The sequence below is a fragment of the Pseudomonas sp. AF03-9 genome (assembly GCF_020515815.1).
Classification (GTDB): domain Bacteria; phylum Pseudomonadota; class Gammaproteobacteria; order Pseudomonadales; family Pseudomonadaceae; genus Aquipseudomonas.
Map to the genome: position 1 here is coordinate 19,956 of NZ_JAHPJF010000035.1, position 9,555 is coordinate 29,510.

5 protein-coding genes are annotated in these 9,555 nt (G+C 63.7%); 2 read left to right on the forward strand and 3 right to left on the reverse strand.

Features of this window, described 5'->3' with window-relative positions; all coding sequences use genetic code 11:
- Genes LIY36_RS27005 through LIY36_RS27015 form a run of 3 tightly spaced genes read right to left on the reverse strand, consistent with a single transcriptional unit; the run spans window position 1 to window position 6,482 of the window.
- A complete protein-coding gene (locus LIY36_RS27005; protein ID WP_226457780.1) occupies window positions 1-3,774 on the reverse strand; it encodes a nitrate reductase subunit alpha in 3,774 nt (1,257 codons plus the stop codon).
- 57 nt (window positions 3,775-3,831) lie between these two features.
- Window positions 3,832-5,229: a NarK family nitrate/nitrite MFS transporter gene (locus tag LIY36_RS27010; RefSeq protein WP_192300736.1), complete on the reverse strand. Its 1,398-nt coding sequence runs from the start codon at window positions 5,227-5,229 to the stop codon at window positions 3,832-3,834.
- A gap of 2 nt (window positions 5,230-5,231) precedes the next feature.
- The gene (locus LIY36_RS27015) at window positions 5,232-6,482 is read right to left on the reverse strand and encodes an MFS transporter (RefSeq protein WP_226457781.1); all 1,251 of its coding nucleotides are present in this window, start codon (window positions 6,480-6,482) and stop codon (window positions 5,232-5,234) included.
- A gap of 310 nt (window positions 6,483-6,792) precedes the next feature.
- On the opposite strand from LIY36_RS27015, the gene LIY36_RS27020 reads away from it, so the two are divergent.
- Window positions 6,793-8,595 carry a HAMP domain-containing protein gene (locus LIY36_RS27020; RefSeq protein WP_226457782.1) on the forward strand — a complete coding sequence of 601 codons (1,803 nt, stop codon included), beginning with the start codon at window positions 6,793-6,795 and terminating at the stop codon, window positions 8,593-8,595.
- On the forward strand, window positions 8,592-9,239 hold the full coding sequence (gene narL / locus LIY36_RS27025; RefSeq protein WP_226457783.1) for a two-component system response regulator NarL: 648 nt from the start codon (window positions 8,592-8,594) through the stop codon (window positions 9,237-9,239). Before LIY36_RS27020 ends, narL begins: the two co-directional genes overlap by 4 nt.
- Window positions 9,240-9,555: the final 316 nt, after the last annotated feature.

The following is a 9,555-nucleotide window of genomic DNA, read 5'->3' on the forward strand; positions in this document are numbered from 1 at the left end:
TCAGTTCTCCTCGATGTCAGTCGGCAATGGGCGTGGCAGGTCATCGCCATGGGAGCCATCGAGCCAGTCGACCTTGGCCATCTTGCGCACCACGACAAACTCGTCGCGGTTGCAACCGACCGTGCCGTAATAGTTGAAACCGTAGGCCTGCTGGGCATAGCCGCCGATCATGTGGGTCGGCTTGAGCACCACGCGGGTCACCGAGTTGTGGTGGCCGCCACGGGTCTTGGTGGTTTCCGAGCCCGGCACGTTCACGATGCGTTCCTGGGCGTGGTACATCATCACCATGCCCTCCTTGACGCGCTGGCTGACCACCGCGCGGGCGGTCAGTGCGCCATTGACGTTGAAGCATTCGATCCAGTCGTTGTCCTCGATGCCGGCGCGTTTCGCGTCGATCTCCGAGAGCCACACAATCGGCCCGCCACGGCTCAGGGTGAGCATCAGCAGGTTGTCGCTGTAGGTGCTGTGGATGCCCCACTTCTGGTGCGGGGTGATCCAGTTCAGCACGATCTCCGGCTCGCCATTGCTGCGCTTGCCCTTCACCCCTTCGATGGTGCGGGTGTTGACCGGCGGCCGGTAGCTCATCAGTTGTTCGCCGAAGGCCTGCATCCACGGGTGGTCCTGGTAGAACTGCTGGCGGCCGGTGATGGTGCGCCATGGGATGTTTTCATGGACGTTGGTGTAACCGGCGTTGTAGCTCACGTGATCGTCTTCCAGGCCCGACCAGGTGGGGCTGGAAATGATCTTGCGCGGCTGCGCCTGGATGTCGCGGAAGCGGATCGCCTCGTGGGCCTTGGGCAGTGCCAGGTGGCTGTGGTCGATGCCGGTGAATTCCGACAGCGCCGCCCACGCCTTGACTGCCACGTGACCATTGGTTTCCGGGGCCAGGGACAGAATGACCTCGGCCGCATCAATGGCCGTGTCGATCTTCGGCCGCCCCTGGCTGATGCCCGCCTCGCCTTCGTGATGATTCAGCTCACCAAGGAACTCGACCTCGTCATCGGTATTCCAGTTGATGCCCTTGCCGCCGTTGCCGAGCTTTTCCAGCAACGGGCCGAGGGAGGTGAATTTCTTGTAGATGTTCGGGTAGTCACGCTCCACCACCGCCATGTTCGGCGCGTTCTTGCCGGGCACGGGCGCCACACCGGCGCTTTTCCAATCGGTGCCGCCGAATGGCTGGGCCAGTTCACCAACGCTGTCATGCATCAGCGGCACGGTGACCAGGTCCTGCTCGACACCCAGGTGCCCGACCGCCATGGCCGAGAACGTCTTGGCGATGCCCTTGTAGATGTCCCAGTCGGAGCGCGACTCCCACGCCGGGTCGATCGCCGCCGACAAGGGGTGGATGAACGGGTGCATGTCCGAGGTGTTCATGTCGTCTTTTTCGTACCAGGTGGCGGTCGGCAGGACGATGTCGGAATACACGCAGGTGGACGACATGCGGAAGTCCAGGGTGGTCACCAGATCCAGCTTGCCAATGGCGCCGTCGTCGACCCATTCGGCTTCGGTGGGCTTGCTCTCGCCGCCAAAACCGATGTCTTCGTTCATCACGCCGTTCTTGGTGCCCAGCAGGTACTTGAGCATGTACTCGTGGCCCTTGCCCGACGAACCGAGCAGGTTGGAACGCCAGATGAACATGTTGCGCGGGAAGTTCACCGGGCTGTCCGGTTGTTCGCAGGCGAAGCGCAAGGTGCCGTCCTGCCAGGCCTTGACCACGTAGTCCTTGGGCGCCATGCCCGCCGCCGCCGCATCACGGCAGATGTGCAGCGGGTTGGTGTTGAGTTGCGGCGCGCTGGGCAGCCAGCCGGCGCGTTCGGCGCGGATGTTGTAATCCAGGGCGTGGGTGGGGAACTGCGCCTTGTCTGCCAGGGGCGAGAGCACGTCGTGCATGTTCATTTTTTCGTGGCGCCACTGCGAGCTGTGGCCGTAGAAGAAACTGGTGCCGTTCATCTGGCGCGGCGGACGGTTCCAGTCCAGGCCAAAGGCAAGGGGCAGCCAGCCGCATTGCGGGCGCAGTTTTTCCTGGCCGACGTAGTGCGCCCAGCCGCCACCGCTCTGACCGACGCACCCGCAGAGCATGAGCATGTTGATCAGGCCACGGTAGTTCATGTCCATGTGGTACCAGTGGTTCATCGCCGCGCCGACGATGATCATCGAGCGTCCACGGGTCTTGTCGGCGTTGTCGGCGAATTCGCGGGCGATCTGGATCGCCTTCTCGCGGCTGACGCCGGTGATCGCTTCCTGCCAGGCCGGGGTGCCGGGCACGCTGGCGTCGTCGTAGTCCCTGGCCACGTTGCTGCCGCCCAGGCCACGGTCGATGGCCAGGTTGGCGGCGGACAGGTCGAACACACTGGCAACCTTGGCCACGCTGCCATCGGCCAGCACTACGCTGTGCACCGGCACGCGGCGGAACTGCACGGCCTCACCGGCCACGTGCTGGAAGTGCTCGTGGGCTTCACCGGCAAAATACGGGAAGGCCACTTCAGCGACCTCGCCACCGATCAGGCTGAGTTTCAGGTCAATCGCGCGGCCTTCACCGCCCTCTTTGGCGAGGATGTTCCACTTGCCCTTCTCGCCCCAGCGGTAGCCGATAGAGCCTTGTGGCGATACCAGCGCGCCGCTCTCGTCGAGGGCGATGGTTTTCCATTCCGGGTTGTTGTCCTGGCCGAGGTTGTCGATCAGGTCCGAGGCGCGCAGGAAGCGGTCCGGCTGGAAACCGGCGCCGGGGGCGAAACCGGTCACCGGCTTGAGCATCACCAGCACCGGCAGGTCGGTGTAGCGCTTGGCGTAGTCAGTGAAATAGGCGCTCGGGTGGTCCAGGTGAAATTCCTTGAAGATCACATGGTTGAAGGCCTGGGCCAACGCGGCGTCGGTGCCCTGCTTGGGGTTGAGCCACAGGTCGGTGAGCTTGGCCACTTCCGAATAGTCGGGGGTGATGGCCACGGTCTTGGTGCCCTTGTAACGCACCTCGGTGAAGAAGTGCGCGTCGGGGGTACGGGTCTGCGGGACGTTGGAACCCCAGGCGATGATGTAGTTGGAGTTGTACCAGTCGGCCGATTCCGGCACGTCGGTCTGCTCGCCCCACACCATCGGCGAGGCGGGCGGCAGGTCGCAGTACCAGTCGTAGAAACTCAGGCACACGCCGCCCAGCAGCGACAGGTAACGGGAGCCCGCCGCATAGCTGACCATGGACATGGCCGGGATCGGCGAGAACCCGACGATGCGGTCCGGCCCATATTGCTTGATGGTGTAGACGTTGGAGGCGGCGATGATCTCGTTCACCTCCTCCCAGTTGGAGCGGATAAACCCGCCCATGCCGCGCTTGCTCTTGTACGATTCGGCCTTGGCCTTGTCCTCGACAATGCTCGCCCAGGCCTCCACCGGCGCCAGGGTCAGGCGCGCTTCACGCCACAGCTTGAGCAGCGGCTTGCGGATCTTCGGGTACTTGAGGCGGTTGGCGCTGTAGATGTACCAGCTGTAGCTCGCGCCGCGCGGGCAACCCCGGGGCTCGTGGTTGGGCAGGTCGTTGCGGGTACGCGGGTAGTCGGTCTGTTGGGTTTCCCAGGTGATCAGGCCGTTCTTCACGTAGATCTTCCACGAGCAGGAACCGGTGCAGTTCACCCCGTGGGTGGAGCGCACGATCTTGTCGTACTGCCAGCGCGAACGGTAGACGTTTTCCCAGTCGCGGGACTCTTTGCGGGTCTCGCCGTGGCCATTGGAGAACTCGTCTTGCTTGCGGTTGAAGAACCGCAATTGATCCAGTAAGTGACTCATGATGCTTTCCTCATCAGGCGTGCCGTGGGGTGCGTTGCCCCGCGAATTCGTGGTCGATCAGCAGGGTGTGGCGCAGCCTTTGCGGGCGTACCACCACCAGGTCACGACGATGCAGCTCAGGTAGAAACCGACAAACATGTAGAAGGCCATCGCCGGGCTGCCGGTGGCGGCCATGGACGAGCCGAAGGATTTGGGGATGAAGAACGCGCCGAACGCGCCCATGGCCGAGCTGAACCCCAGCACCGCAGCAGACTCCTTGCCGGCATCCTTCAGGGCCTGTTCACGCACCGCAGCGGGTTTGCCGGCGCTGGCCTTCTCGTGAACGGTGCGGAAGATCACCGGGATCATGCGGAAGGTGGAGCCGTTGCCGATGCCGGTGGTGATGAACAGCAGCATGAACATGCCGAGAAAGCCGTAGAAGCTGCCCGCCTCACCGTTCTGCGGCAGGAAGTGCAGCACTCCGAACACCATCACGATCATCAGCACGAAGTTCCACAGGGTCACCCGCGCCCCGCCCAACTTGTCTGCCAGCCAGCCGCCCAATGGGCGTACCAGCGCGCCCACCAGTGGGCCGAGAAAGGCGAACTTGAGGGCGACCACGTCCGGGAAGGAGGTCTTGATCAGCAGCGGGAATGCCGCCGAGAAGCCGATGAACGAACCAAAGGTCGCCAGGTACAACCAGCACATCAGCCAGTTGTGCTTGCGCTTGAAGATCACCGCCTGGTCGCTGAACGAGGCACGGGCGCTGGACAGGTCATTCATGCCGAACCACGCTGCCACGGTGACGGTGAGGATGAACGGCACCCAGATGAAACCGGCGTTCTGCAACCATAGTTGGCTGCCATCGGCCAGGGTCTGCGGCTGGCCGCCGAGTGCCCCGAATGCGGCGAAGGTGATCACCAGCGGCACGCAGAACTGCATCACCGACACCCCCAGGTTACCCAGGCCAGCGTTCAAGCCGAGGGCGGTGCCCTGCTGGGCCTTGGGGTAGAAAAAGCTGATGTTGGACATGCTGGAGGCGAAGTTGCCGCCGCCAAAACCACAGAGCAAGGCGATCAGCACAAACACGCTGTAGGGCGTGCCCGGGTCTTGCACCGCAAAGCCCATCCACAGCGACGGCAGCAGCAAGGACGCGGTGCTCAGGGCGGTCCAGCGGCGCCCGCCGAAGATCGGCACCATGAACGAATAGAACACGCGCAAGGTGGCACCGGACAGGCCCGGCAATGCCGCCAACCAGAACAGCTGGTCGGTGGTGAAACTGAACCCGATGGCGTTGAGGCGCACGATCACCGTGCTCCACACCATCCACACCGCAAACGCCAGCAACAGCGCGGGGATCGAGATCCACAGGTTGCGGGTCGCGGTTTTCTTGCCGCTGGCGCCCCAGAACGCCGGGTCTTCGGGGCGCCAGTCGTGGATCACCGGGCCCGATTCGGGCTTTTGCGCGATGGACATGATCATTCTCCTTGGAGCGCTTGTTTGCCGAGCAACGGCTGTTTGCGAATTTCGCTGAGGTACATCCAGGTCAGGGATACCCAGACCACGCCGTACATCAACATGAAGCAGGACGAGCGCACGCCGGTGAGGTCCACCAGGGCGCCAAACATGATCGGCAGCACAAACCCGCCCAGGCCACCGGCCAGGCCGACGATGCCGGACACCGCGCCCATGTTTTGCGGGTAGTCATTGGCGATGTACTTGAAGACCGAGGCCTTGCCGAATGCGAAGGCGATGCCCATCACAAACAGCAGCACGGTGAACAAGGTGGGGCTGAGGCCGATATGGAAATCCAGGGGGCCATTGACGGTCATCACTTGCAGTTGGGTCTGCGGGTAGCTGAGCAGGAACAGGCAGATCCAGCTCACCCACAGCACCCACCAGGTCACGCTTTGCGCGCCCCAGCGATCAGACATCCAGCCGCCCACTGCGCGCAGCACACCGCCGGGCAGGGAGAAACACGCGGCCAGCAGCGCCGCGCTTTGCAGGCTGAAGCCGTATTCCTGCACGTAGTACTTGGTCACCCACAGCGCCAGCGCGACGTAACCACCGAACACAATCGAGTAGTACTGGCAGTAGCGCCACACGGCCGGGTCTTTCAGACACAGCAACTGCTGGCGCAGGGTCGCGCCACCGGCGCTGCGGTGGGTCTTGTTTTCGCTGGTGAGGAACCAGAACAACAGCGCGGTGATAAACAGGATTGCGCTGAACACCTTGGGCACCAGGTGCCAGGTGCCGAGGGCGATCAGCGCCGGGGCGAGAAACTTGGTCACCGCCGCTCCCGCGTTGCCGGCACCGAACACGCCCATGGCAAAGCCCTGGTTGTCTTTGTCGAACCACTTGGCGACGTACGCAATGCCCACCGAAAACGAGCCGCCGGCCAGGCCGACAAACAGGCCGAGCACCAGGAACTGCCAGTAGGCGGTGGCGTAGGTGATCAGGTACAGCGGCAGCACGCAGGCGAGCATCAGCAGGAAGAACACGATGCGCCCGCCGAAGCGGTCGGTGAGCAGGCCCAGCGGCAAGCGCACCAGGGAACCGGTCAACACCGGCGTGGCGGCCAGCAGGCCGAACTGGGTTTCGTTGAGTTGCAGCAGCTCCTTGATGGGCACGCCGAGCACGGCGAACATCATCCACACCATAAAGCAGACGGTGAAGGCCAGGGTGCTCATGCCCAGCACCAGGCCTTGTCTTATACGGGGTTGAGTCACGGTATGCGCTCCAGAAAGTGATTCCATGAGCGCAGGTTAGGGGCGACACCCCCGCAGAACTTGACCCAGATCAACGTGGGCCGGGTGGGTATGGGGCTATGCTGACCCCGTCTACCTCCAAGGAGGTAGTCAGCAAAACAAGAGAAAGCCTTTATTTATCAATGGATTGCTCTCTTGTGCCGGCTTTTATCCGTGGGAGGGTTCGCCGGCAATTCTTTAGAGGTAGTGCGCCAGGGAAGGCCACATTCGACCCCCTTTCCCGTTCCAGGTGCGCCCATGTCCCGTTGCCGCCCCCTCCAGATCCGCCGTCATGCTTGACTGGCTGCGCAGCTCCCTGCCCGCCCGGGCCGGGCTGGCGGTGATCCTGATTGCGATCCTGGCGCTTGCCAGTTCCCTCAGCGCCGGACTGATTGCCTGGTTCAGCCAGGGCGATGCGGCGGCGATCAACACCGCCGGCTCAGTGCGCATGGAGACCTACCACCTCAGCTGGAAACTCGCCGCCGGGGCGCGGCCGGACGAGATCGCCGAGGTCAGCCAGAGCCTGCAACGGCGCCTCGACAGCCAATCGCTCAAGGCGGTGCTCGAAGACGGCCCCAACAGCGCACTGCAGCAGAGTTACCAGCAGATCCAGCAACGCTGGAACGAGGAGCTGCGCCCGGCAGTGATGGGCGGCGATGCGGCGCTGTTCCAGGCGCGTGCGCCGGCGTTTGTCGAGCAACTGAACCACTTCGTCGCGCTGTTGCAGCAACAGAGCGAGCACAAGCAAGGCTGGCAACAGGCGATCCAGGGGCTGGCGCTGTTCAGCACCTTGATCATCCTGCTGCTGGGCTTGTACGAATTGCAGTACGGCGTAGTCACGCCCTTGCAGGAGCTGGTGCACGCGACCCGGCGCTTTCGCGATGGCGACTACAAGACCCGGGTCAATCACCGCTCCGAAGACGAACTCGGCCAACTGGCCCTGAGCTTCAACGCCATGGCCGAAACCATCGAAGCCTCCCACCGCACCCTGGAAAGCCAGGTGCAGCGCAAGACCCTCAACCTGCAACAAGCCAACGCCGCCCTCGAACTGCTGTACCAGAGCAGCCGCAGCCTGGCCACGCGGCTGGCCAACGCCGAGGGCCTGGACGAACTGATCCGGCGCTTCCAGAAACGCCTGCCGGGCCTGCGCCTGTCGCTGTGCCTGCAAGGCCACTTCCTCGCCCCGGCGCAGCAGATGCTCGCCCTGCACGGCGAACAGAGCCGCAACATCTGCGCGATCGGCGATTGCGCCACCTGCGAACGCCACCACGTCGCGCCGCCGCAGGTGTTCAGCATCAGCAACCAGGGCGCCGAACTCGGCGAACTCAAGGCACACTTCCTCGACGGCCATGCGCCCCAGGATTGGGAGAAGCAACTGATCCAGGCCCTGGCCAACCTGATCGGCACCTCGTTGTCCCTCAAGCGCCAGCGCGAGCAGGACCACCGCCTGTTGCTACTGGATGAGCGCACCATCATCGCCCGCGAACTGCACGACTCCCTGGCCCAGGCGCTGTCCTACATGAAGCTGCAAGTCAGCCGCATGCAGACCCTGATCCGCCGTGGCGAACCGGTCGAGACCCTGGCCAACGTCACCGCCGAACTGCGTGACGGGCTCAACAACGCCTATCGCCAGTTGCGCGAATTGCTCACCACGTTCCGCCTGCAAATCCACGACGCCGGGCTGGTACAAGAGCTGCAAGACACCGCCGAGGAGTTCTCCCGACGCGGCGAGTTCCAGGTGCACCTGCATGTGGACGCGCTGGCCTTCCAGCTTTCAGCCAGCGAACAGATCCATATGTTGCAGATCACCCGCGAAGCCCTGTCCAACTGCCTGCGGCACGCCCATGCGCAGAACGCCTGGCTGCAACTGCGCCAGGTCGGCGAGACCGTCAGCCTGAGCATCGAAGACGATGGCCGGGGTTTCTGCGGCGCCGTCGACACCCGCGAACACCACGGCCTGACCATCATGGACGAACGCGCGCGCAGCCTGCACGGCCACCTCGACATCCAGCCCCGCGAGCCCCAGGGCACACGGGTGCAACTGCGTTTCCAGCCGGAATTTCTCGGCCACTCTCTACAAGGCACCGCCCCATGAACACGTCCACTCGCCACCGTATCCTGCTGGTCGACGACCACCCGATGATGCGCCACGGCATGCGCCAGATCCTCGAACTGGAAGACGACCTGCGCGTCGTCGGTGAAGCCGGCAACGGCCAGGAAGCCCTCGACCAGATCGACGCACTGCAACCGGACCTGGTGCTGCTGGACAACAACATGCCGCACATGAACGGCCTGGAAACCCTGCGCCGCCTGCGCGCCATGGACTACGCGGGCAAGGTGCTGCTGTTTACCGTGTCCGACGCCGAAGACGACATCCGCGATGCCCTGCGCCTGGATGCCAATGGCTATCTGCTCAAGGACATGGAACCGGAGCTGGTGGTGGAATTCATCCGCGACGCCCTGCATGGCGCCCTGGTGATCAGCCCCGGCTTGACCCGCGTACTGGCCCAGGCACTGCGCTCGCCGCAGCCGCACGCGGCGGTGGAATTGACTGAGCGCGAGCGGCAGGTGCTGAGGACGATTGCCAGTGGCTACAGCAACAAAGTAATCGGGCATAAGTTGGGGATTACCGAGGGGACGGTGAAGGTGCATGTGAAGAATCTGCTGCACAAGCTGGGGTTGAGGTCACGGGTGGAGGCGGCGGTTTGGGCGATGGAGCATTTGCGCCAGGTGGGGTGAACCCAGGCACTGCGAATCCCCTGTGGGAGCTGTCGAGCTTTAGCGAGGCTGCGAAGGCGGTGGCATTGCTGGTAGAGGTGTTGGCTGAGCCACCGCTTTCGCGGGCAAGCCCGCTCCCACATTTGAGCTGTGTTGCTGGGATGTCAGCGCTCGGATGGAGACCCCTCTCACACCGCCAATCCCCTGTGGGAGCTGTCGAGCCCTAGCGAGGCTGCGAAGGCGGTGGCATTGCTGGTAGAGGTGTTGGCTGAGCCACCGCTTTCGCGGGCAAGCCCGCTCCCACATTTGAGCTGTGTTGCTGGGATGTCAGCGCTCG

Coding starts and splice junctions, on each gene's coding strand:
- LIY36_RS27005 (WP_226457780.1), bottom strand. CDS start 3,774: ATGAGTCACTTACTGGATCAATTGCGGTTCTTCAACCGCAAGCAAGAC.
- LIY36_RS27010 (WP_192300736.1), bottom strand. CDS start 5,229: ATGTCCATCGCGCAAAAGCCCGAATCGGGCCCGGTGATCCACGACTGG.
- LIY36_RS27020 (WP_226457782.1), top strand. CDS start 6,793: ATGCTTGACTGGCTGCGCAGCTCCCTGCCCGCCCGGGCCGGGCTGGCG.
- narL (WP_226457783.1), top strand. CDS start 8,592: ATGAACACGTCCACTCGCCACCGTATCCTGCTGGTCGACGACCACCCG.